Origin of the sequence: Flavobacterium caseinilyticum (assembly GCF_004349085.1) — a bacterium.
Lineage (GTDB): Bacteria > Bacteroidota > Bacteroidia > Flavobacteriales > Flavobacteriaceae > Flavobacterium > Flavobacterium caseinilyticum.
Window position 1 is genome coordinate 402277 of the sequence record NZ_SMFM01000001.1, and the last position, 22954, is coordinate 425230.

A 22954-nucleotide genomic window follows, 5' to 3' on the forward strand; every position below is an offset into this window, starting at 1 on the left:
ATTAAATTATAAATGGCATTAGATTCAAAAATTCCAGGAGGTTCAATTTCGGACAAATGGACAAATTATAAAGATCATATTAATTTAGTAAACCCTGCTAACAAACGTAATTTAGATATTATCGTAGTTGGTACCGGTCTTGCTGGAGGTTCGGCTGCTGCAACTTTAGCAGAGTTAGGATATAACGTAAAGGCATTTTGTTTTCAAGATTCACCGCGTCGTGCGCATTCGATTGCTGCACAAGGTGGAATTAACGCTGCAAAAAATTATCAAGGAGACGGAGATTCAACGTTCCGTTTATTTTATGATACTGTAAAAGGGGGTGATTATCGCGCCCGTGAAGCAAACGTTCACCGTCTTGCTGAGGTTTCTACTAATATTATTGACCAGTGTGTGGCTCAAGGTGTTCCTTTTGCCCGTGAATATGGCGGATTACTGGATAACCGTTCTTTTGGAGGTACTTTAGTTTCTAGAACTTTTTATGCTAAAGGACAAACAGGACAGCAATTATTATTAGGAGCGTATTCAGCAATGAATCGCCAAATAGGTCGTGGAAAAATAAAAATGCACAACCGTCACGAGATGCTGGATTTAGTAATCGTAAATGGTAAAGCAAGAGGAATTATAGCGCGTAACTTGGTTACAGGAGAAATCGAAAGACATTCTGCTCATGCCGTAGTTATTGCTTCAGGAGGATACGGAAACGTATTTTTCCTATCAACTAACGCGATGGGAAGTAACGTAACTGCAGCTTGGAAAATCCACAAAAGAGGAGCGTATTTTGCAAATCCTTGTTACACACAAATTCACCCAACTTGTATTCCAGTATCTGGAGAGCACCAAGCAAAATTGACTTTAATGTCAGAATCGTTGCGTAATGACGGACGTATTTGGGTTCCAGCAAAACTAGAAGATGCTAAGGCGATTCGTGAAGGGAAATTGAAACCAACTCAAATTGCAGAAGCGGACAGAGATTATTATTTAGAAAGAAGATATCCTGCTTTTGGAAATTTAGTACCCAGAGATATTGCTTCTCGTGCTGCTAAAGAAAGATGTGATGCAGGTTTTGGTGTTAATAAAACAGGAGAAGCTGTTTACCTTGATTTTGCCGCTGCAATTGAAAGATACGGAGTGGATCAAGCGAGATTGAAGCATTTAGATGAGAATGATAAAGCTTTGGTTATAAAATTAGGAACAGAGGTTGTGGCTAATAAATACGGTAACTTGTTCCAAATGTATGAGAAAATTGTGGATGAGAATCCATATTCAACTCCTATGATGATTTACCCAGCTGTACACTACACAATGGGAGGAACTTGGGTTGATTATAACTTACAAACTACAATTCCTGGTTGTTTCTCTATTGGAGAATCTAACTTTTCAGATCACGGAGCGAATAGATTGGGAGCTTCTGCACTGATGCAAGGTTTAGCTGATGGATATTTTGTTCTTCCATACACCATTGGAGATTATTTGGCACCGGATATTAAAATGGGTACTATCTCTACAGATTCTCCGGAATTTGAACAAGCGGAGAATAATGTTAAGCAACAGATTGAAGCTTTAATGAATAACGGAGGTTCTAAACCAGCGGATTATTTCCATAAGAAATTAGGAAAAATCATGTGGGATAAAGTTGGAATGGCGCGTAATGCGGAAGGTTTAACCGAAGCACAAAGTGAAATTGCAGCAATTAGAGAAGAATTTTATAAAGAGGTAAAAATTCCTGGAACAGCTAATAGTTTTAATACTGAACTAGCTAAAGCACTTCGTATTGCAGATTTCCTTGAACTAGGAGAGTTGTTTGCCAAAGATGCGTTGCATAGAAATGAATCTTGTGGAGGTCACTTCCGTGAAGAGTACCAAACGCCTGAAGGAGAAGCACAACGTGACGACGAAAACTTTGCATACGTTGCAGCATGGGAATACAAAGGTAATCCAAGCGATGCAGTGTTGCACAAAGAGGAGTTGAAATTCGAAAATGTTAAACTAGTTCAAAGAAGTTATAAATAATTTAGTCTAAAGTCTAACGTCTTAAAGTCAAACGGCTCCATGTCAATCGACTTTCGACTTTCGGCTTTATGACTTTCAAACTTAAAATATGAAACTTACATTAAAAATATGGCGTCAGAAAAATGCCGCTGCAGAAGGAAAAATAGTTGAATATCCAATAGATGGAATTGAGCCAGATATGTCTTTTCTTGAAATGCTTGACATTTTGAACGATAAATTAATCGTAAAAGGAGAAGATACTGTTGCTTTTGACCATGATTGCCGCGAAGGAATTTGCGGGATGTGTTCTTTGTTTATTAATGGTGAAGCGCATGGACCTGACCGTTTGGTTACAACTTGTCAATTACACATGCGTAAATTTAAAGATGGGGATACTATTTTTATTGAGCCATTTAGAGCAAAAGCTTTTCCGGTAATTAAAGATTTAGTAGTTGATAGAGGTGCATTTGACAGAATCCAGCAATCTGGTGGTTTTATCTCTGTAAACACTTCTGGGAACACTATTGATGCCAATACAATTCCTATTCCTAAACATGATGCGGACAGAGCTTTTGATGCTGCAACATGTATTGGTTGCGGTGCTTGTGTAGCGAGTTGCAAGAACTCTTCGGCTATGTTATTTGTATCTGCTAAAGTGTCTCAGTTTGCTTTATTACCACAAGGAAAAGTAGAAGCTGCTGATCGTGTACTGAATATGGTCGCTCAAATGGATGCTGAAGGTTTTGGTAATTGTACCAATACTGGAGCTTGTGAGGTAGAATGTCCAAAAGGAATTTCTCTTGAAAATATTGCCAGAATGAACAGAGAATATTTATCTGCAAGTTTAAAAGGATAATCACTTGGTCTTAAATTCCAAAGTCAAAGGTCTAAAGATTAAATAATAATTTAAAACGCATTCAATGTCAAAGTTGGATGCGTTTTTTTATGGTTAAAAGTTAGATTTCAGGATTGAGTTTAGTCTTTCCATCCCCAAGGAGCTGAAGGGGTTGCTACGGTTTTTGTTAAGTCAAATTTCACGGTAAACAGTCGATCAGAGCCGATGCGTCTTAAGTTGTATGTAAAAGAAGTTTCGTCTAAAGTAATCCACCATACATTTGCAGCAGCATTCGGAATTAATTCTCGGGTCTCTTGATCTGCCGGAAAAAACTGAAGCGTCGATGAACCAGAATTAGTTGTTTTCCCACCATATTGCGTTACCTTATCTTCGGAACCGTCTTCGTGACGGTGGTCGTGTTTCAATTGAATACGGTCTTTTTTGTAGGTCAGAACCCATGTTCTCGATTTATCATCTCCTACAAAAAACGGAATCCGAATCGTTTTTTTGTCACAATTGCGAACGTGCATTACCAGTTTTTTATCGCGAAAAGTATCATTGGCAGCGCCTTCTGTTACTTCTCCTTCAAAAGACTTGCCGCATTGTTTTTGCAGGTTTTCCCAAAATTGTTTCGCTCCTGATTTTTCTTGGCCATAAATCAAAATTGTGCATAACAATGTACACACAAGAAGTATCTTTTTCATAAAGTTCTTTTTTTTTGCTAATATAATGAACTTATTGCGTTGTGATATTTCTTATTTTTATAAAAAAATAAAAAAATGCAAGTCATCCTGATTCAAGCTCCTCTAATTTGGGAAAACCCAAAAGCCAACCGAAATTATTTTGAGACAAAAATCAATGAAATCAATTCAGCAGTTGATTTAATTGTATTGCCGGAAATGTTTACATCGGGTTTTACGATGAATCCTGAAAATGTCGCTGAAACAATGCAAGGCGAAACGATAACCTGGCTTACAGCTTTGACTAAAACGAAAAACTGCGCTATTACTGGAAGTTTAGTGGTGCAGGAAAGTGGAAATTTCTATAATCGATTGGTGTTTGTATTTCCGTCCGGAGAAATTCAGTTTTATAATAAAAGGCATTTGTTTACTTTGGCTGGCGAAGACAAAGTCTATACTAGTGGGAATCAAAAAATAGTGGTCGATTATTTGGGTTGGAAAATTTGCCCATTGATTTGTTATGATTTGCGTTTTCCTGCTTTTTCCAGAAATATAGAGAATTATGACGTACTGATTTATGTGGCGAGTTGGCCAAAAACACGAACAAATGCTTGGGATGCTTTATTGAAAGCGCGAGCAATAGAAAATATGAGTTATACGATTGGGGTCAATAGAATAGGTGCTGATGCAAATGGTTACGAATATATTGGTCACTCACAAGCAGTCGATTTTCTTGGCAATTATATTCAAGTTCCACTAGAAACAGAAGGTTTGTTTTTAGTGGAATTAGAGAAAGAAAAAATGCTGGAAACCCGACAAAAATTGGGTTTTTTGAATGACAGAGATTCTTTTGAAATAGAAAACAGATAGTTTTTTAATTCTTCTTTTCGATTTTCTTTTTAGGTTCCGGAATATAGGGAATACTCAAATCAAATGTTTCGTTTACGTCCCAATTTGCACGAACATCGATTTCTTTGGAAAAATAAATTACTTCTTCTGCTTGACGTTTTTCTAAATAATTGCCGGAATCCCATTCCTTATTTTTATTCAGATCATAAATTGCTCGAAGAGAATATATGGCGGGCTCAATTAAATTAAAGTCTAAAGAGGTCGTCTCTTCAGTGTATTCCGAAGCCAAAACATCGCCTTTTTCATTAGTCAGTTCTATAATTACAGGAAATTGTTTTACATTTTGTAAAGTCACAGTAAGATTTCCGTAATCAGCCATACTCTTAGTCGTCAATTTGTAACTTAGTGAATCATTTGATTTTTCAAAAAAATCTGTTAAAGCACCAGGAAGAATATTGACAGTGTAATTTTCTAATGGTTCTTTTTTAAAGTCAAAGTACAATTTCTGATTAAATTCGTCGTATTCAGTGGTAAAAGGCACTGTGGTCTTTGCATTGTTGGTCAAGCTTATTTTAGAATTATCGAAACGGATTAAAGGAGTCGAACTTTCTAATGTGAAACGGTCTCTAAACTTCAAGTTGCCGGACTGCAATGCTGAGATATTTAATGTGTCCTTTTTTTGGTCTTTTATCTTAATGTTGAAATTGGCTTCGTATTTGTCTTTGGTCACAGCCAGATTTAATGAATCTACTTTGATGGGTTTGTACCAAATCTGTAGGGAATCCTTTTTTGGGAATTTAGTAATGATTGTAGCTAAGATATCATTGTTGTTTTTTAAGGCTATTTTGGGACTTGTAGCTGCTGAATTAACTTTGCCTTCATAGCCTAATAGCAATCGGTTTCCAGATGCTTGACTTGGTTTAAAAGTTTTGAAAGGCAGTGTTTCCTTGAACAATTCTAACTCGTAAAGCGTATCGTTTGGAATGGTAATAAACTCTTTGCTGAATCCAATTTTGTCTGTTTTTGGATTGTATTTGTTGTTGCTATTGTAGTCTTTCATGGCTACAAGAAGGTATTTCCCGGCTTTTAAATTATCTAAGCGAAATGATTTTAAACTATCTAAAGTGCTGGTTATGTATCTCGGGTTTTCCTTATAAACTATCGAATCTTCAAAAGCGTTGTTTACTTCATACAGCATCACCGTGACGAATGATTCTACTTCTTTGTCATAGGCACTTTTTACTGTTCCGCCAAGGCTTAAAGAGTCAATGTAATCTCCGGTAGAAAACACATATTTGAATTGATCGAAAGTATTTCCTTCGTTATTGTCGGCAATGCTTTGCCCGAAGTTAAAGCTATACGTAGTATTGGGTTGCAGCGTATCTTTTATTTTGATCGTTATAATTTTACTTGCTGTCGTTGGTAATATCAATGGCTCGTTTTTCATTGGCGGAGAAATGATCAACTGCTTGTTTAAATTTTTCAGCTTTATATTTTCGTCAAAAATCAATTTTATTTGGTCTCCTTTGAAGTTAGTACTGAAGTTTTTTGGAGTACTCATTTTTAAAACCGGGGCAATAGTGTCTTTCAAGCCTCCGGTTATCGTGCCTCTTTTGGCGCAGCCTAGAAGAATAAAAAGCAATAATAGGAAGGCGTATTTTAAATTGTTTTTCAACATATTGAATTATAGTTATAATTTACAAAATAACAATTATAATTCATGCAATCGAAATCTTTTTTAGAATTATTATGACTGATTTAAATCAGTTTACTTTTTGAAACAGTTCACTTTTTTTGTTTTTAATGTTTAATTTTACATCATACAAATATTATTGCGGTTTGATTGCTGCTTAAATTTAAAATAAAAGTTGAATTGATACTACAGATAATGAGAAAAATAGAACATATTGGGATTGCTGTTAAAGATTTAGAAGTGTCAAACTTAGTCTTCGAAAAATTATTTGGTGCTCCAGCCTACAAATTTGAAGCGGTAGAAAGCGAAGGAGTAACAACTTCGTTCTTTATGAATGGACCCAATAAGATAGAACTTTTGGCAGCAACTCATCCAGAAAGCCCGATTGCTAAGTTTTTAGAAAAAAGGGGAGAAGGAATCCATCATATTGCTTTTGACGTTGAAGATATTATTTCAGAGATTGCACGTTTGAAGAAAGAAGGATTTATAATTTTGAATGAAACTCCAAAAAAAGGCGCTGATAATAAGTTGGTTGCCTTTTTACACCCAAAAAGCACTAATGGTGTTTTAATTGAATTGTGTCAGGAAATAAAATAATTTATTGTAGATAAACGGGTAGCATTCTAATAGTCAGTTGGTTTCTGCTTGAAACAAATTAATAATTGCACTATATTAAAATCTAAGTCAAAAATATTTGGAGCAAATGAAAAATAGTGGTAATATTGCAGACTCTTAACCGGTCCTATAGCTCAGCTGGTTAGAGCACCTGACTCATAATCAGGTGGTCCCTGGTTCGAGCCCAGGTGGGACCACTTTAAAAAGCCTTTCAATTTTTTGGAGGGCTTTTTTTATTGAATAAACTCAATATAAACAGTGATTTTATTTAATCTTAGATTTATAAAAATAGTCAACTTGCCAACTTTTTAACTCAAAAAAGAGGTGCTATTCGGGTGACTATCTCAATTTACTAGGGTACCTATTTTCAAGTCCAAAACGTATGCTAATTAACTCTAAAACAATTAGCTATGAAAAAAGAAAATTTTAAGATTTTGTTTGTCATTAAATCCCACAAACTAAACAACAAAGGAGTATGTCCAATCAATGTACGGATTACTTATCAAGGAGCAAGAAGAGAAAACGCAACAGGTTATTTTGTTCAACCAAAGCTTTGGGATTCAAAACGGCAATTAATCATTTCAAAAACATCGGATGCTTTAAATACTAATGCTCACTTAGAATTAATAAAACAGAAGATAAAAAACTCTTATCTGTCAATTCTGCTAGAAACTGATGATTTTGAAGCAAATGACATTTACCTTAAATACTTGGGTAAACCTCTAAAAGAAAGTGAATTTGTAGTCAAATATTTTCAAAAATATTTAGACAAGATCTTTAAATTAATTGGCAAAGATTTAAAATTAGCGACTTGGAAAAAATATAATTATGCCTCCATTCAAATTATTGCTTTTATTAAATTCAAATATAAAAAAAATGACATCTCACTTGATAAAATCAATTTACAGTTTTTAACAGAATTTGAATATTATCTTAAAACGGAGCAGAATCAATGTCAGTCTACGATTAACAAAGCAATACAGCGATTCAGAAGACTTATTAAAATCGCAATAGCTGAAGGATTTCTAGATAAAGATCCTTTTGTACTATACACTGCAAAAAAAGTGAAAAAGGAAATTGTTTTTCTAACTCATGAGGAATTAGAAACGGTTGAAAAAGCACAGATATCACAGCCAAGATTAAGTTTAGTAAAAGACCTATTCATTTTTTGCTGTTACACAGGTTTGGCATACAATGAAATGGCAAATCTTCAAAAACAGAATATTCAGGTAGGTTTCGATGGAAGTAATTGGATTCAGATGAAACGTGAAAAAACACAACGTCAAATCTCCATTCCAATCCTCCCTAAAGCACAAGAAATCATTGATAAATATTCAAATGTTGATAATCTCGTGTTCCCATCTATAAGTAATCAGAAATTCAACTCTTATCTGAAAGAGATTGCGGAGGTAACAGGAATTGAAAAACGTCTTACCCATCATATTGCTCGAAAAACATTTGCCTCTACCGTATTACTTTACAACGATGTTCCAATGGAAATTGTATCAGAGCTATTAGGTCATTCTAACATGGTGATTACACAAGAAAGTTACGGGAAAGTAGTGCAGAAAAAAGTTAGTGAGGAAATGAAGAAATTAAAATTAAAAATTGATAGAACTAAGAAATCTGAGCAATAAATCATTAAAAGTGGGTATTGCGAATATAAGGCAATATCTGTTCCTCTGAATGCAGAAAAGGCATCTTTATGAAAATCAGTACATTCATGCTAAGCCTAAATGAAAATAAACAGCGTTTTTACGGAAACCCGTAAAATAGACTCGAAAAAGTAGTTTAGGTTTGTTGTGAATAAAAAATTAAGAGATTTTTTCAAAAATGAATAACTGAGAAACATCAATTTTTAAAGTATTGGCAATCGCATATAAAGTCGTAACAGAAGTATTAATAACACCACGTTCAATTCTGCTGATTTGGGAAATTTCAATACCTAGTTCATTTGCAAGTTGCTCTTGAGTGAAACCTTTTGCTAAACGAAGTTGTCGAAGATTTCCGCCAAAACTAATTAATATGCTTTTTTTATCTTGATTATCCACGAGATAAAATTCGATGAATAAATTAATTTTAAAGTAGGCATATTTGCTTACATTTGGAAAATAGACCACCAATAACCCCTAAAACTTAAGAAAGAACTATGAAAAAATGTCCCTCATGTTTCGAATTAATCCAAGAAGAAGCAATAAAGTGTAAGCACTGTGGAGAGTGGTTAAATAAAAAAGAAAATGATTTATTTAACAAAACTAAAACTTTAGTTAAAGAAAAAATAGACGCAATTAAAGAAAATAAAACGAAACATCTATTTTTACCGACTGATAAAAATCCAATGATTATCGATGGCTTAATTTTTTATGAAGATAGTTTAACTATAAATGAAACTAAATTATTTTATACTGAAATTACAAATATTGAATACAGCTGTTTAGTAACAACAGTCAATTTTAGTACAACAACATCTATGACATTTGCCTTACATTTTAAAAATTCTGAGAATCAAATTGAACGAGTTTTAATTATAAGTAATGGTATTTATGAAAAAGGAATTATTAGCCACAATTCTGATAAAAAAATTAAAGAACAATTGACGTTTATGAAAGGACTAATTGAGAAACTAACTTTCAATTCCAGAGTCATTAAATACGCATTGGAACTAAATGAAACGGGTTATCTTTTGTATAAAAACAAATATAAATTTCATAAAAATGGAAATCTAGAAATCGACAATGTGATTAAAGCTAATTTCAAAGAACAGTATGAGAATAATGAACTTACATGGTTGTCGAGCCATAGTGGCTATAGGTCATCTTCGTTTGACCCTTATTCATTCATCGTAAAAAACAATAATATCAAATGGTATGATTTTGCTAACAAAAACACTACTATTGAAATTACTTATGATTGGGATATTTTTACAGCTAGTTTAATGAATTTTTTGAAAAACGGTTATTATTTTCATAAAAACGTATAAAAACTCAATCAAATTTTAAAAAACTATAATCATGGAAAATAATTCGAAAGGGAAAAAAGATTTTTCTAGCGCTATCGCAATAGCAGTTTTTTTCTCACTTTCTTGGGGTATACCAAGTCTAATTCGCGGAGATGGGTTTATAAACGGTATTATTGAAAACATTGCAGCTCTAATTTTTCTATTAGTTATCGCAATTATTGGCTTCGGAATCTATAAAGTTTTCCTAGAATAAAAATAGAGAAATAGCTAAAAATATTTTTGAAGCAAACAGATTCTATTTTTTAACCAAATCAAGGGCTTCCATTACAGGAGTCCTTTTTTATTAGACGCAAATAAGCACCTAGAATTTGGAATTTTTTATAAAATTTTTATTTTTTTATCCTCGAATGCACTGATTAACCCAAGATCATGCCCCGACTCTTCTCAAGTTTTGGGATGTGCTCCAAGGGTTGAACTAGTGAATTGACATTCTATCTACTTCGCCTTTTGGAATCGCCCATAATTTAATATTTAATCTTAAATCACAAAAAACTATGGTACGTGTAATTAATTATCAATCAGTAGAAAAAGAAAACGGCGAAGAATTCCTTATGTTAGTATTGCAAGGAGGTGTAGAACCAGTAAAAAGTCAGGCAACAGGTAAAATGTATTTTACTGCCAGAACCGTTAAAGTTCCAGCAACATTCGATGAAGAAACGTGTAAAAGTTTAATTGGATCTCAATTTGAAGGAACAATTGCCAAAGTTCCAAGCGAGCCCTATGAATACACCATCAAGGAAACAGGAGAAATCGTAACAATTAATCATCGTTACGAGTTTTTAACGGGCGTTGATGCAATTCTAAAAGAACAAGTTGTAAACAGTGATTTAGTTCACTAAAAACATTTGAAAATTATACATGATAAGGTCTCCCTAACACGGAGGCCTTTTTTGTTTTGACATTTTCAGTTTCAATTCAAGAACAATTTAATTCAAAAATTATGAAATTACAAAAAGCAGAACGCCATCAGGTGAAGTTAAGAATCGGACTAAGTGGTCCTAGTGGGTTCGGAAAAACTTATTCCGCATTATTATTAGCCTACGGAATAACAAACGATTGGAGCAAAATTGCATTGATCGACACAGAAAATAAGTCCGCAAGTCTTTATTCCCATTTAGGAGATTTTAATGTACTATCATTGGAAGAACCTTTTGCTCCAGAACGCTATTTAAAGGCGATTAAGCTGTGTGAAGAATCAGACATGGAAATTATCATTATTGATTCTATCAGCCACGAATGGCAGGGAAAAGGCGGTTGTTTGGAAATCCACGAACAATTAGGAGGAAGATTCCAAGATTGGGCACGTGTAACTCCTCGTCACCAATCTTTTATAGATGCTATCATATTGTCCAAATGTCATATAATCACTACTTCAAGAAGTAAAGTGGATTACAGTCTTGATAAAGATGGAAATGGAAAAACAAAAGTGATGAAATTGGGCACAAAGTCAATTACGCGGGAAGGGTTTGAATATGAGCTTACTGTCAACTTTGAACTTCTAAACGACAATCACCTCGTGTCCACATCTAAAGATAGAACAGAATTATTTTCAGGGAAACCTGAATTTATAATTAATTCTTCGACTGGTAAAAAACTGATCAAATGGTGCAATCAAGGCGTGTCTATTGAGAGAATAACGGAAGAAATCAACTCTTGTGAAACACCTGATGCTTTAAAATTAGTTTATGGGAAATATCCCAATCTAAGCACAGAACTGTATCCTATAGTGATAGCTAGAAAAGAAGTGCTTGACAATCTTTCAGCACAATTAATCTATGATGAAGAAATTATTCAAAACCTGAACCCTAAAGAAAATGAATTTAGTATTAAATAATCCAGAACACCAAATTATTGATGAAAATGAAATAATCGTATTTCCAAAACGAAATTTTATCGAAGCAAATACAACGGAAGTCTCATTGAACCATTTAAAAAATGAATGCACAATTCCAGTTTTTGCAAAGGATAATGAGTGCACGATAAGTCATTATGAGTTTATCAACAGTGTACAAGAAGTGGTAGAGGACATCCTTGATTATAAAGGCATTTTAAAGCCCGACATTTGTGTTTCTCACGTAATCAAAGGTAGAATTCCTACAGCAATTGGGAAACCCGCTAAAGAACTCCTAGAGCACGAGAAGACCATTTATTATGAGCGCTGCATGTTCTTAATTGAAGTGCCTGAAATTAGTGAAGTAATTAATGGAAACAAGCTCAATTTAACTATCGGAGGTGTACGATCGTATAATCAGGAAAACCTATTCTCTAAAAAATCAATGGAGAAATTTAAAATTTTTATTGGGTTTCAGAATGTCGTATGCACAAACCTTTGTATTTCTACCGATGGACTTAAAGAAGATCTTCGTGTCAGTTCAATTATGGAATTAAAAGCCAAGATTTACGAGCTGATTAACAACTACAAAAAGAGAGAACATCTATTAAACATGGTGAAAATGTTTCAATATTCCTTAACGGAAATTCAGTTTGCTCATTTAATTGGGAAGATGAAATTGTATCCTTACTTAAGCAAAGACGAAAAACAGAAACTTTTTCCTTTGGCTATTAATGATACACAATTAAATATTGTCGTAAGGGATTATCATACTGATGCTAATTTTTGCAAATCAAATGACAGTACGATCAACTTCTGGAATCTTTACAATCTTTTCACGGAAGCCAACAAGAGCACATATATCGATAGTAATCTGGAACGGAATGTTAATGCGTATGGATTTATACAAAACTTGCTAAATTCGATTGAAAATCAAATTCCAAACTATTTCCTCCATTAATATATAATAGCTTTTTTGGCTACTTTAAAGTACCAAACAACGTCTATAAATAGAGTTAATCGTAGTAAAAAATGACAAAAAAAGAGTTGGCAGAGTTGTTAAAATACAGTTCTCCTCGTGAAATTTATGTAATTACACATTATAATGTGCTGAAACAAGTCTTTTGCCCTTTTCGAGTAACCGTTTTACAAGAAATTGGAGTGTTGAAGAGAGGGCAAATAGTTTTGGTTCAAGAAATCAAGGTAACACTTGAATTAAAAACGGTGTATATCATCGATAATGACGCCTACTATTACTATCATTTTAATATTATGATGTAAAAAAGGCAAAGCAGTATTCTGTATTTCGTATAACCAAACTTTTGAGACGGTCTGCTATAACAAAAACCCCTGAAAAAGTATTAGCTAAGTTCAATTTACCAACGCGATATTAAAATATATCGTGTTGAGTAGGTTGATATTTAATCTAAAATGGGTTTAATAAGGTAAAATGATGGGTTTGAAAATATTGCATAAAAGCTATAGAAAAATCGCCCCAATCACATTTTTTATCGGTTTTACTATTGACTTTTGGGCCCAATTGTTGTATATTGGGGTAAATCAAAAATGGTGGTCCTCATCATTTCTAAAGCTCCTCCACTTCTTTGGAGCTAAAAATTCCCTTAAAAAGTTTTAAAAGATTGTTCAATTTTAAATATACACGCCTATGAAATAAAATAAATCCAAATATTTCCAATTTCAATACTCGATTGTTAATCGAATAGTATTAAATCTCCCTGCTCAATAAAAGACATTGAACAAAGTGCGGTTATATCTCTACCTAATGGAAGAACGACTGATGAAATGAGAACAATGAGAATATAAAAAAATTAATATAATGTTAGAACAATACTTAAACGAAAGATATACTTTCAAATTTAATGAAATCTTGAATAGAACATATTACAAGGGTAATGAAACCAAAGAAAAATTTCTATTATTAAAAGATTACAAACTTAATTCCATAAAAAGAGAATTAAATAATAATTCTATACCCGCAACTAAATCCGATCTAAAATGTTTGTTGGAATCTGATTATGTAGCGAATCAAAATCCTTTTAAGGATTATTTCAATAACCTACCTAAATGGGATATGAAAAAAGATTACATATTAGAATTATGCAATACAGTAAAAACGACCAATAATGAAGATTTTTATTGGGCATTTAAAAAGTGGTTAGTTGCAACAGTTGCATGTTCTATTGAAGATGACACTACAAATCAAACCGTTTTAATTTTTACTGGTAAACAAGGAATCGGAAAAACTTCATGGTTTCAAAAATTAATGCCAGACGATTTGAAAGATTATTTTTATAGTGGGATGATTAATCCTGCTAACAAAGACACCACATTATTGATGTCGGAGAAATTTATCATAAACCTTGACGAGTTAGCTGCTTTCAATAAAAAGCAAATAGAAGCTTTTAAAGAAATGATTACAAAAAACACTATTACTGAAAGAAGAGCATATGCACATTTTACTGAGGATTATATCCGTAGAGCTTCATTTGTTGGAAGCTCCAATCACAATGAAATTTTAATGGATGTAACTGGTAATAGAAGATTTCTGTGTTTTGAAGCGACAGAAATTGACTATCAACATCAAATAGATCTGGATTTAGTGTATAGCCAAGCTATTCATTTACTAAAAAGCAAAGATTTTAAATACCATTTTGATAAAGAGGATGTATTACGATTAGAAGAAAATAATAAAATGTTCATCCAGTCATCAGAAGAAGTGGGTTGGATTGAAGAATTATTTATTATTCCTAATGAGAATGAAAATGTGGAATATATGAATGCAACAGAAATTGCGGATTATATAAAATTAAACAAGGGGCTTTATTTAAAAATTGATGTCCAACAGATAGGAAAAATAATGACTTCAAAAGATTTTCCTAGAAAGAAGATAAAAGGAAGTTGGAAGTATATGATAATAAAAAATAATGGGTAGGAAGGGTAAGGAGGGTAGGTATATTTCAACTCTTTTTAGTCCATTATTCATTACAGTTGCATGGTGTAACTATGCTACTTTTATGCATATCGTTTGCAAATGTTTTTGAAAAATATGCTTACCCACCCACCCTTTCTATTAAAAAATGATATTTAACATGAAAAAAATAGAAAATAATCAAGGTATTATTTACAAGGTAATTAATACAGAAACCAATGAAATATACATTGGAGCAACTAGAAATTCAATTGAAGAAAGAAAAGCTGACCACCTACAAAAAGCCAATAAAAAAGGCGGCAGTTATTTTCAAGAAGCAATCGCGACTTATGGTCCTAAAGCTTTCGCTTGGGAGCAAATAGATACTGCATCAAATAATAACGAGTTAGCATCTAAAGAAATAAAATACATTTCGGAATACGATACTCTTGAAAATGGGTACAACTCAGATAAAGGGGGAGGTTTTAGTAAAACCGTTTATCAATATAATTTAGATGGCACACCAATTAATTCATTTAAAGATTTAACTTCTGCAGCAACAGCAGTAAATGCAACAAAAAAGGGAATAAGCAAAGCATGTTGGAATGTTAATCATACTTTAAAAGGTTACTTGTGGAGCTATGAATATAAAGAAAAATTTATTCCTCAGTCCGATAACAGGAAAAAGAAGGTAATGCAATATTCTTTAAATGGTAATTTATTAGCTCAATACATTTCCGTTGCAGAAGCCAGCAGAAAATCAGGACTTTCAAAAACCTGTATTGCTAGGTGCTGTCGACAAGAAAGAGAAAATAGTGGAGGATTTCTTTGGAAGTACTCTTAAAACTAAGGCGGTGTAAAAACCGTCTTTTTTTGTTTTAATTAAAACGTGAAAACATAATAATCCCTTTTATTCCTATTATTTTTCAAGGAAAATATATCCTTTTACGGTTTTCCTCAATAATTTTTCCTTAAATATTCAATACATTAGCGCAAAGAAATAATACAATAATTTATAATGTCAGAAGACCAGAAAAAGCAGCTTGAACAACAACTTTGGAATATAGCAAATACCCTTCGTGGGAAAATGAACGCAGATGAATTTCGAGATTACATACTAGGATTTATTTTCTTTAAGTATCTCGCTGAAAAAATGGAGCTTTACGCCAATTCTATTTTGGAACAAGACGGGTTAAAATTCAGAACTATTGATGAGACCACTCTTGAAGGAAAGGAATACATAGAAGCCATTAGAGAAGAATCATTAGATAAATTAGGCTACTTCCTGAAACCCAACGAACTTTTTAGTGAAATTGCTAAGCGTGGAAATAGCGATATGGAAGGCATAAGCAATTTTATTATTGAAGACTTGCAAAAAATCCTGATTAATATCCAGCAAAGTACGATGGGTACAGAAAGTGAAGATGATTTTGACAATCTCTTTGAGGATATGGATCTAAACAGTACCAAACTGGGCAAAACTCCAGAAGCAAGGAACGAGATTATATCCAAAGTTCTTTCGCATTTAGATAAAATTGATTTCAAACTTGAGGATACTGAATTGGATGTTCTAGGCGATGCTTACGAATACCTCATTGGACAATTTGCCAGTGGTGCAGGAAAAAAAGCAGGAGAATTTTATACGCCACAGGAAGTAAGTACCATATTAGCAAAAATTGTAACTACTGGAAAAACTAAGCTCAAATCAGCTTATGACCCAACATCGGGTAGCGGTTCTTTGCTACTTCGCATTGCCAGACAGGTTAAGGAAGTGAGTAATTTTTACGGTCAGGAAATGAACCGTACTACTTACAATCTTTGCAGGATGAACATGATTTTGCACGGTGTGCATTACCGTAAATTTAATATTAAACAAGAAGACACGCTGGAACATCCCCAACATCTGGGAATGACTTTTGAAGCAATTGTAGCAAATCCTCCATTCTCTGCTAACTGGAGTGCAAATCCTTTGTTTACCAGTGATGATCGTTTTTCTCAATACGGTAAATTAGCCCCAAGTAGTAAAGCGGATTTTGCATTTGTACAACATATGATTCACCATTTGGCTGAAAACGGTACGATGGCATTGGTATTACCACACGGAGCTTTGTTTCGTGGTGGAGCAGAACAGCACATTCGTAAATACCTGATTCAAGACCGCAATTATCTGGATGCAGTGATTGGGTTACCTGCCAATATTTTTTACGGCACGAGCATTCCTACCTGTATTATGGTGTACAAAAAATGTAGAGAAAACCCAGAAGATGTTTTATTTATAGATGCAAGCCAGCATTTTGAAAAAGTAAAAACACAAAACGTTTTGCGTGAGGAACATATTGACAAAATCATTGAAACCTACCGCAACCGTTTAGAAGAAGATAAATATAGCAAGCGAGCTACCTTGGCTGAAATTGCCACCAACGATTACAACCTGAACATTCCCCGTTATGTAGATACATTTGAAACAGAAGACAGTATTGACATTAATGCCATTGCTAATGAAATCAAAAAAATGGATTTACAAATTGTCACAACAAACAAAACGATAGCTGATTTTTGTAAACAACTAAATATAGCTACCCCTTTTTAAGATGGAAAAACTAAAGAACACACCCACTTTGCGTTTCCCTGAATTTAAAGAGGAATGGGAATTGAAGAAATTAGGTAAAATTGCAAAAGTTTCTTCTGGTGGAACACCTAGCAGAGCCAAACCAAGTTATTGGGATGGCGATATCCCGTGGGTTTCAACTACGTTAATTGATTTTAATACAATTTTGGAATCTAATGAGTTAATTACAAATGATGGTCTTGCTAATTCATCCGCTAAACTTTTTCCTAAAGGGACTTTATTAATGGCGATGTATGGACAAGGAAAAACGAGAGGAAAAGTTGCTATACTAGGAATTGAAGCAACAACAAATCAAGCTTGTGGCGCAATAACTCCGAATAATGACAAATTAAATGAGTTGTTCTTGTTCCAAAATTTAGCTGGTAGATATGATGAGATAAGAGATTTAAGCAACCAAGGGGGACAAGAAAATTTGAGCGGTGAAATCATAAAAAACATATTGATTACTTTACCAACCCTTCCAGAACAACAAAAAATCGCCACATTCCTTAAGGCAGTAGATGAAAAACTACAAGCCTTGAAGCAAAAGAAAAGCTTTCTGGAGCAATACAAAAAAGGCGTGATGCAACAAATATTCTCACAGGAATTGAGGTTTAAAGATGATAATGGGAATGCTTTTGCGGAGTGGGAGGAGAAAAAAGTTAAAGATATTTTTGTTGTCACTAGGGGAAATGTGCTTTCTATGACTCTGGTTTCTGAAAATCAGGACAACAATAATTTTTATCCCGTTTATTCTTCACAAACCAAGAAGAATGGATTATCGGGATATTACAATACATTTTTGTTTGAGGACTGTATAACTTGGACAACAGATGGTGCAGGTGCTGGAGATGTAAATTTTAGAAAAGGAAAATTCTACTGTACAAATGTATGTGGTGTACTTAAAAGTGACAAAGGTTATGCAAATGTTTTTGTTGCGGAAATATTAAATTCAATATCTAGAAAGTATGTCTCCTATGTTGGAAACCCTAAGTTGATGAACAATGTTATGGCAGAGATTTCAATTTCAATTCCGACATCAATTGAAGAACAGACCAAAATCGCAAATTTTCTATCAACTATTGATGAAAAAATCAATCATTGTCAGGCACAAATAACCAGTACGGAGGTTTGGAAAAAAGGATTGTTGCAGGGAATGTTTGTGTGATATTTACTTCTCTTAACACATTATTAAGGGGTAATATTTTTTTTAGAAGTTTTTTAGTTATAATTTCGCAGTATGTAACAGATACCCATTTTTTAGTATGGGATATAAATTAAAGAAATCATGAACAATATTTTAGAGGACTTGAAGAAATACTTCCAAGATACACCTCAAGAACAAATCATGAAAGATTGGGCAGAAACTGAAAAGTTTGACAAAGTCGGCCCATCAATTGAAGAGTTTTTAACAAAAACAAAGTTGTATTTTAAACTGGAAGAGGAAAAATTGCTGCTATCGCAACCAAATTTTCTTGACAATATCAAAAACCCGAAGTACTCTTCGGGTTTTTCTTTGCATTAAACTCAAAATTTTATTTATATTTATCCACGAATAATACCTGTTATAAAAAACAATAGAAAAAAATGAATAAAGCATCATTCTCAATAGAAAATTATAAGTTTGACAAAGTCATGATTGACTTAACAAAACAAAAAACCAATGATATATTTGTGGATTTTAAACCACATGGTGTTTTTAATAGTAATGACAGTACTTATGAATTAACTTTTAATTTTACAGCTCTAGATAGCCAGGAAAGTACAGATCCTTTCGTTGAAATACAATGTGTCGGAATATTTAAGTTTGAGAATGTTAGTGCCTTAGCTGAAATTCCTAGCTTTTTCTTTAAAAATAGTATTGCTATATTATTTCCGTTTCTTAGAGCTTTTGTTAGTATTGTTACGGTTCAGGCAAACATAAAACCAATAATGTTGCCCACTATGAATTTAACTTCATTAGAAGAGCCCTTAAAAGAAAACACTATCGAAATTCAAGCCTAAACGATGGCTAGAAAATTATTGTACCAAACCCTTAAAGATAAGGGGAATCCAGATATTGTAAAAAGAGATGGTCCATATTCATGTAATTGGGAAAATTCATGGCTTGGTGAAGGATATTATTATTGGGATACGTTTATAGAAAACGCGCATTGGTGGGGGGTAAACAGACATAATGACAAATACTTTATCTGTGAGGCTTATTGTGATTATGATACTGACAAATGCTTTGATTTAGTAGGTACAACAGAACATTTGTTGCAATTTTCAGGTGTGATAGATTTGATGAAATCTAAAGGTTTAGTTAATAATAAAACAACGGTTTCTCGTATTTTGAATTATATGAAACATACCGTCAAAGTATTGAAACACGAGTCGGTAAGAGCTTATGGAATACATTCGATTTCTAGAAGCAAACCAGAATACGAAGAATTTAATTTTAAATTAGTTTTTGAAATTGGGAAACCTCAATATTTAGACTATAAACCAGCAATTCAAATATGTATTTTTAAAAAATTTGGCCTAAATCTTCGAGATTATAACTTAATATTTCCATACGAGTATAATGATGAATATTTAGCGTAAAATGGCCAAACAACCTGAACAAATACTTGAAGAACAATTAGTAGCCCAATTGCAAAATATGGGATATGGTTTAGTTACTATTGTTGACGAAAAAGACCTGCTTACCAATCTAAAGTCACAACTAGAGAAGCACAACAAGAAAGAGTTCTCACCCAAAGAATTTGAGCGGGTACTTAATATTTTGAGTAAAGGATCTGTTTTTGAAAAAGCCAAAACGCTTCGAGAAAGACAACATATCCTAAAAGATAACGGAGAGGATTTATATTTTGAATTTATAAATACGGAGCATTGGTGTCAGAACCAATTTCAGGTTACACACCAAATTGCTATCGATGGCGTCTATAAAAATAGATATGACGTTACCTTACTGATTAATGGTTTACCATTGGTGCAAATTGAATTGAAACGCCGTGGACTGGAACTCAAAGAAGCTTTTAACCAAATTAATCGCTATCAACGCCATTCATTTGGAGCCAATTCAGCCTTGTTTCAGTACGTTCAAATTTTCGTTATCAGTAACGGAGTAAATACAAAATATTACGCCAATAACAGAAACCAGTCATTCAAACAAACGTTTTATTGGACGGATGTGGCCAATAATCGCCTCACAAATATATTAAACGGTTTTACCACGGACTTTTTAGATCCGTGTCATATCTCCAAAATGATATGTAAATACATTGTGTTGAGTGAAGCCTATAAAATACTTATGGTGCTTCGCCCTTATCAATATTATGCCGTAGAAGCATTGGTTGAAACGGTAAAGAATACCAACAAAAATGCTTATATCTGGCACACAACAGGTTCAGGGAAAACCTTGACTTCGTTTAAAGCCAGTCAGATTTTGATGAATTTACCACAAGTCAAGAAAGTGGTTTTTGTCGTGGACAGGAAAGATTTAGATTACCAAACCACCAAAGAATTTAATAGTTTCAGTAAAGGAAGCATCGATGGAACCGACAATACGAAAGCATTGGTAAATCAGTTCACAGATGATACCAAACTGATTGTTACCACCATCCAAAAACTCAATACGGCCATCAGCAAAAAGCAGTATTTAGACAAAATGGCAAAACTCAAAGACGAACGCATTGTATTTATTTTTGATGAATGCCACCGTTCTCAGTTTGGAGAAACCCATAACCGCATCAAATCCTTTTTCAATAATATCCAGTTATTTGGTTTCACAGGAACACCTATTTTTGCAGACAATGCCGTTAAAAACGAATTAGGGAAACGCACGACTAAAGAATTATTTGGAGAATGTCTGCACAAATATGTCATTACAGATGCCATCAAAGACGAGAACGTTTTGAAGTTCTCCGTGGAATATGTTGGACGTTACAAACAAAAAGACGACAGCAAAACCAATATTGATATTGAGGTAGAAGATATTGATACCAAGGAATTAATGGAATCTCCTTTGCGTTTGAACAAAATTGCGGATTACATTATAGACAATCATAATCGTAAAACGCACAGCAGGGAATTCACCGCAATGTTTTGTGTGAGTAGCGTGGAAACCCTGATTAAATATTATGAAATCCTTCAAACCAAAAAAGTTGAAGGAAAGCACAATTTAAAAATTGCAACTATTTTTAGTTATGCTGCTAATGAAGATGATGCAGATGCTAATGGTTTCATTCCTGAAGAATTAGATATAGCAGCAGAACCAATTGAAAATTACGGTTTAAACTCGCATTCCAGAGAAAAACTTGATTCGTTTATTGTGGATTATAACACCATGTTTGGCACTAAATTCTCAACCAAAGACAGCGTTTTGTTCTACAACTATTACAATGATATTTCTAAAAATGTCAAGAATAAAAAGATTGATATTCTTTTGGTAGTCAATATGTTTTTAACTGGTTTTGACAGTCCAAACCTGAACACGATGTACGTGGACAAAAACTTGAAACATCACGGATTGATTCAAGCCTATTCTAGAACGAATAGAATCCTCAACGAACAGAAATCACAGGGAAATATTATAGTTTTTCGTAACCTCAAAAAAGCAACCGATGATGCTATTGCACTGTTCTCGAACAAAGATGCCATAGACGTAATTATTATGCAACCGTATGAAGATTATGTGCAACAATTCAGTGAAGCAGTTGCGGCACTTTTAAAGATCGTACCAACGGTAAACAGCGTAAACGATTTGCAAAGTGAAAAGGAAGAGTTGGAATTTGTAAAAGCATTCCGAGAGTTGATGCGACTTAAAAATGTATTGACAACTTTCTCTGATTTCACGATGGAAGATTTGGATATAGACGAGCAACTTTTTGAAGATTATAAAAGCAAATATCTTGATTTATACGATAAAGTTAAAGGCGAGCACACCAAAGAAAAAGTTTCTATACTGGAAGACGTCGATTTTGAATTGGAATTAATACACCGTGACGAAATCAATGTTTCCTATATTCTAAACCTGTTGGCAGGATTAAAAAATGCTGATCCAAAAGAGAAAGCTAAGAAGCAAAAAGAAATCATTGATTTACTTACAGGAGAAGCCAACTTGCGTAGCAAACGAGAGCTTATTGAACGTTTCATCCTAGAAAATCTTCCCAACATAGAAGAAACCGAAGACTTACCAGAACAGTTTGAAAAATACTGGAACGATGAACAAATAATAGCCTTCAAGCAATTGGTTCAGGAAGAAAACCTATCCGAGGAAAAAACGGAACAGCTTATTGAAAATTACCTATTTGCAGAACGAGAACCACTTCGAGACGAACTTTTAGATTTAATTGAAGGTGAAAAACCCAAAGTGTTGGAACGCAAGAAAACTGGTGACAGAATATTGAGCAAAATTATTGGGTTTGTGGAGACTTTTGTCAGTGGGTTTGCTAAGGTGGGGTGAAGTGTTAAAAGTTGAGATTTGCTCAGAATAAATCTTTGGAAGAAAGGTAAGTCACAACCACTTTATTAATTTTAATTGAATGGCTTCATAATATTCAGATAATATTTTTTATTAAAGATTCATAACTATCTTTGCAAACGAATATCAAATTAATGAAATAGGCATACCGTTCGGATACCTAAAAAATAACAGCATACACAAAGACTTGAGTATAGGTTATATGTCTGGCCATGGGCGAGCCCAGGTGGGACCACTTTTTAAGTTTAAAAAGCCTTTCAATTTTTTGGAAGGCTTTTTTTTATAACTTTTTAAAGTTCTGTTTATAGAAAAAAATACATACTTTTGTGAATAATACTATTGTTTTTTGAGAACCACTATTTAATTTTTCAAAAAATTAGTTTATATCCAAATAATCTTGTTTTGATCGTTTATTTTTTACTAATGAAACTTGTTA

At 33.4% G+C, this 22954-nt stretch carries 22 protein-coding genes and 1 tRNA gene; 20 read left to right on the forward strand and 3 right to left on the reverse strand.

The features are described from left to right. The first annotated feature begins 12 nt into the window (after nt 1-12). Both E0F89_RS01785 and E0F89_RS01790 read left to right on the forward strand, forming a co-directional pair. Entirely contained in the window at nt 13-2013 is a 2001-nt protein-coding gene (locus tag E0F89_RS01785) for a fumarate reductase/succinate dehydrogenase flavoprotein subunit (protein WP_131908150.1), read from the forward strand. An 88-nt stretch (nt 2014-2101) separates the two neighbouring features. After that, on the forward strand, nt 2102-2848 hold the full coding sequence (locus E0F89_RS01790) for a succinate dehydrogenase/fumarate reductase iron-sulfur subunit (RefSeq protein WP_131908151.1): 747 nt from the start codon (nt 2102-2104) through the stop codon (nt 2846-2848). A gap of 119 nt (nt 2849-2967) precedes the next feature. On the opposite strand, the gene E0F89_RS01795 is transcribed toward E0F89_RS01790, so the two are convergent. Then, a complete protein-coding gene (locus E0F89_RS01795) occupies nt 2968-3531 on the reverse strand; it encodes a hypothetical protein (RefSeq protein ID WP_131908152.1) in 564 nt (187 codons plus the stop codon). A gap of 75 nt (nt 3532-3606) precedes the next feature. Between E0F89_RS01795 and E0F89_RS01800 the strand changes: the two genes are divergently transcribed. Then, nucleotides 3607-4377, forward strand: a complete 771-nt coding sequence (locus E0F89_RS01800; RefSeq protein ID WP_131908153.1) for a nitrilase family protein — start codon at nt 3607-3609, stop codon at nt 4375-4377. Between the two features lie 4 nt (nt 4378-4381). On the opposite strand, the gene E0F89_RS01805 is transcribed toward E0F89_RS01800, so the two are convergent. Then, nucleotides 4382-6034, reverse strand: a complete 1653-nt coding sequence (locus tag E0F89_RS01805; RefSeq protein ID WP_131908154.1) for an Ig-like domain-containing protein — start codon at nt 6032-6034, stop codon at nt 4382-4384. 210 nt (nt 6035-6244) lie between these two features. Between E0F89_RS01805 and mce the strand changes: the two genes are divergently transcribed. The 3 genes from mce to E0F89_RS01820 all read left to right on the forward strand — a co-directional run bounded on the left by mce (nt 6245) and on the right by E0F89_RS01820 (nt 8301). Beyond that, on the forward strand, nt 6245-6646 hold the full coding sequence (gene mce, locus E0F89_RS01810; RefSeq protein WP_131908155.1) for a methylmalonyl-CoA epimerase: 402 nt from the start codon (nt 6245-6247) through the stop codon (nt 6644-6646). Nucleotides 6647-6787: 141 nt separating this feature from the next. Continuing rightward, nucleotides 6788-6861: transfer RNA gene (locus tag E0F89_RS01815), tRNA-Ile, on the forward strand. Between the two features lie 213 nt (nt 6862-7074). Continuing rightward, nucleotides 7075-8301 (forward strand): site-specific integrase, encoded by a 1227-nt coding sequence (locus E0F89_RS01820; protein ID WP_131908156.1) that lies wholly within the window; start codon nt 7075-7077, stop codon nt 8299-8301. 177 nt (nt 8302-8478) lie between these two features. Here E0F89_RS01820 and E0F89_RS01825 read toward each other — a convergent pair whose 3' ends face one another. Then, the gene (locus E0F89_RS01825; RefSeq protein WP_165929962.1) at nt 8479-8715 is read right to left on the reverse strand and encodes a helix-turn-helix domain-containing protein; all 237 of its coding nucleotides are present in this window, start codon (nt 8713-8715) and stop codon (nt 8479-8481) included. A gap of 98 nt (nt 8716-8813) precedes the next feature. On the opposite strand from E0F89_RS01825, the gene E0F89_RS01830 reads away from it, so the two are divergent. The 14 genes from E0F89_RS01830 (at nt 8814) to E0F89_RS01895 (ending at nt 22500) form a co-directional block, all read left to right on the forward strand. After that, on the forward strand, nt 8814-9644 hold the full coding sequence (locus tag E0F89_RS01830; protein ID WP_131908158.1) for a zinc ribbon domain-containing protein: 831 nt from the start codon (nt 8814-8816) through the stop codon (nt 9642-9644). Nucleotides 9645-9675: 31 nt separating this feature from the next. After that, a complete protein-coding gene (locus tag E0F89_RS01835) occupies nt 9676-9876 on the forward strand; it encodes a hypothetical protein (RefSeq protein WP_131908159.1) in 201 nt (66 codons plus the stop codon). Nucleotides 9877-10177: 301 nt separating this feature from the next. Then, nucleotides 10178-10522, forward strand: a complete 345-nt coding sequence (locus E0F89_RS01840) for a hypothetical protein (RefSeq protein ID WP_131908160.1) — start codon at nt 10178-10180, stop codon at nt 10520-10522. A 101-nt stretch (nt 10523-10623) separates the two neighbouring features. Next, the gene (locus tag E0F89_RS01845; protein WP_131908161.1) at nt 10624-11517 is read left to right on the forward strand and encodes an AAA family ATPase; all 894 of its coding nucleotides are present in this window, start codon (nt 10624-10626) and stop codon (nt 11515-11517) included. Beyond that, nucleotides 11498-12475 carry a DUF3871 family protein gene (locus E0F89_RS01850; RefSeq protein ID WP_131908162.1) on the forward strand — a complete coding sequence of 326 codons (978 nt, stop codon included), beginning with the start codon at nt 11498-11500 and terminating at the stop codon, nt 12473-12475. Before E0F89_RS01845 ends, E0F89_RS01850 begins: the two co-directional genes overlap by 20 nt. Before the next feature lie 71 nt (nt 12476-12546). Continuing rightward, on the forward strand, nt 12547-12795 hold the full coding sequence (locus E0F89_RS01855) for a hypothetical protein (RefSeq protein ID WP_131908163.1): 249 nt from the start codon (nt 12547-12549) through the stop codon (nt 12793-12795). A gap of 556 nt (nt 12796-13351) precedes the next feature. Further along, nucleotides 13352-14467 carry a VapE domain-containing protein gene (locus E0F89_RS01860; protein WP_131908164.1) on the forward strand — a complete coding sequence of 372 codons (1116 nt, stop codon included), beginning with the start codon at nt 13352-13354 and terminating at the stop codon, nt 14465-14467. Between the two features lie 157 nt (nt 14468-14624). Further along, complete coding sequence (locus E0F89_RS01865; RefSeq protein WP_131908165.1) at nt 14625-15287, forward strand: NUMOD1 domain-containing DNA-binding protein; 663 nt, start codon at nt 14625-14627, stop codon at nt 15285-15287. Between the two features lie 174 nt (nt 15288-15461). Next, the gene (locus E0F89_RS01870) at nt 15462-17033 is read left to right on the forward strand and encodes a type I restriction-modification system subunit M (RefSeq protein ID WP_131908166.1); all 1572 of its coding nucleotides are present in this window, start codon (nt 15462-15464) and stop codon (nt 17031-17033) included. A gap of 1 nt (nt 17034) precedes the next feature. Continuing rightward, a complete protein-coding gene (locus E0F89_RS01875) occupies nt 17035-18219 on the forward strand; it encodes a restriction endonuclease subunit S (protein WP_131908167.1) in 1185 nt (394 codons plus the stop codon). Nucleotides 18220-18339: 120 nt separating this feature from the next. Then, nucleotides 18340-18576, forward strand: a complete 237-nt coding sequence (locus tag E0F89_RS01880; protein WP_131908168.1) for a hypothetical protein — start codon at nt 18340-18342, stop codon at nt 18574-18576. Between the two features lie 62 nt (nt 18577-18638). Continuing rightward, entirely contained in the window at nt 18639-19055 is a 417-nt protein-coding gene (locus E0F89_RS01885; protein ID WP_131908169.1) for a protein-export chaperone SecB, read from the forward strand. Nucleotides 19056-19058: 3 nt separating this feature from the next. Then, nucleotides 19059-19637, forward strand: coding sequence for a hypothetical protein (locus tag E0F89_RS01890; RefSeq protein WP_131908170.1), 579 nt, complete (start codon nt 19059-19061; stop codon nt 19635-19637). 1 nt (nt 19638) lies between these two features. Further along, on the forward strand, nt 19639-22500 hold the full coding sequence (locus tag E0F89_RS01895) for a type I restriction endonuclease subunit R (RefSeq protein ID WP_131908171.1): 2862 nt from the start codon (nt 19639-19641) through the stop codon (nt 22498-22500). Nucleotides 22501-22954: the final 454 nt, after the last annotated feature.

Bases quoted from the DNA above. Each gene is read 5' to 3' on its own strand.
- E0F89_RS01785 (WP_131908150.1), top strand. From the start codon at position 13: ATGGCATTAGATTCAAAAATTCCAGGAGGTTCAATTTCGGACAAATGG.
- E0F89_RS01790 (WP_131908151.1), top strand. From the start codon at position 2,102: ATGAAACTTACATTAAAAATATGGCGTCAGAAAAATGCCGCTGCAGAA.
- E0F89_RS01795 (WP_131908152.1), bottom strand. From the start codon at position 3,531: ATGAAAAAGATACTTCTTGTGTGTACATTGTTATGCACAATTTTGATT.
- E0F89_RS01800 (WP_131908153.1), top strand. From the start codon at position 3,607: ATGCAAGTCATCCTGATTCAAGCTCCTCTAATTTGGGAAAACCCAAAA.
- E0F89_RS01805 (WP_131908154.1), bottom strand. From the start codon at position 6,034: ATGTTGAAAAACAATTTAAAATACGCCTTCCTATTATTGCTTTTTATT.
- mce (WP_131908155.1), top strand. From the start codon at position 6,245: ATGAGAAAAATAGAACATATTGGGATTGCTGTTAAAGATTTAGAAGTG.
- E0F89_RS01820 (WP_131908156.1), top strand. From the start codon at position 7,075: ATGAAAAAAGAAAATTTTAAGATTTTGTTTGTCATTAAATCCCACAAA.
- E0F89_RS01830 (WP_131908158.1), top strand. From the start codon at position 8,814: ATGAAAAAATGTCCCTCATGTTTCGAATTAATCCAAGAAGAAGCAATA.
- E0F89_RS01835 (WP_131908159.1), top strand. From the start codon at position 9,676: ATGGAAAATAATTCGAAAGGGAAAAAAGATTTTTCTAGCGCTATCGCA.
- E0F89_RS01840 (WP_131908160.1), top strand. From the start codon at position 10,178: ATGGTACGTGTAATTAATTATCAATCAGTAGAAAAAGAAAACGGCGAA.
- E0F89_RS01845 (WP_131908161.1), top strand. From the start codon at position 10,624: ATGAAATTACAAAAAGCAGAACGCCATCAGGTGAAGTTAAGAATCGGA.
- E0F89_RS01850 (WP_131908162.1), top strand. From the start codon at position 11,498: ATGAATTTAGTATTAAATAATCCAGAACACCAAATTATTGATGAAAAT.
- E0F89_RS01855 (WP_131908163.1), top strand. From the start codon at position 12,547: ATGACAAAAAAAGAGTTGGCAGAGTTGTTAAAATACAGTTCTCCTCGT.
- E0F89_RS01860 (WP_131908164.1), top strand. From the start codon at position 13,352: ATGTTAGAACAATACTTAAACGAAAGATATACTTTCAAATTTAATGAA.
- E0F89_RS01865 (WP_131908165.1), top strand. From the start codon at position 14,625: ATGAAAAAAATAGAAAATAATCAAGGTATTATTTACAAGGTAATTAAT.
- E0F89_RS01870 (WP_131908166.1), top strand. From the start codon at position 15,462: ATGTCAGAAGACCAGAAAAAGCAGCTTGAACAACAACTTTGGAATATA.
- E0F89_RS01875 (WP_131908167.1), top strand. From the start codon at position 17,035: ATGGAAAAACTAAAGAACACACCCACTTTGCGTTTCCCTGAATTTAAA.
- E0F89_RS01880 (WP_131908168.1), top strand. From the start codon at position 18,340: ATGAACAATATTTTAGAGGACTTGAAGAAATACTTCCAAGATACACCT.
- E0F89_RS01885 (WP_131908169.1), top strand. From the start codon at position 18,639: ATGAATAAAGCATCATTCTCAATAGAAAATTATAAGTTTGACAAAGTC.
- E0F89_RS01890 (WP_131908170.1), top strand. From the start codon at position 19,059: ATGGCTAGAAAATTATTGTACCAAACCCTTAAAGATAAGGGGAATCCA.
- E0F89_RS01895 (WP_131908171.1), top strand. From the start codon at position 19,639: ATGGCCAAACAACCTGAACAAATACTTGAAGAACAATTAGTAGCCCAA.